This is a genomic window from Bradyrhizobium sp. USDA3010 (assembly GCF_056429065.1).
This window is the reverse complement of the sequence record NZ_JBWJZD010000168.1, coordinates 1-255: the sequence shown is the minus strand read 5'-3', so window position 1 is coordinate 255 and position 255 is coordinate 1. Positions and strand designations below refer to the sequence as shown.

The following is a 255-nucleotide window of genomic DNA, read 5'->3' as shown; positions in this document are numbered from 1 at the left end:
TGAGCACGGCCAGGTTGGCCGGTCCGTTGCCCTTGCGATTGCGGGCAAGGTCCTCGTCGAGGGTGACGTCGAGCGGCCAGTGCAGGCGATTTTCGATGCCCCAATGAGCACGGACGATGCGCAGGACTACTTTGGGGCTGTAGGGGCGGCTCATCAGGAAGTAGCGCTCGACCGTGTCGTCCTGTCCCCGCTTGCTGGTGATGCGGGCGACAGCTTTGAGGCCCGGAAAGTCGTGCTTCTTGGCCATGCCAGGAA

General features: G+C 63.5%; 1 protein-coding gene. It reads right to left on the bottom strand.

Features of this window, described 5'->3' with window-relative positions; genetic code table 11:
- Window positions 1-255 (bottom strand): ISAs1 family transposase (locus AC066Y_RS43420; protein WP_478279161.1); only part of this gene is annotated, 255 nt, incomplete at both ends.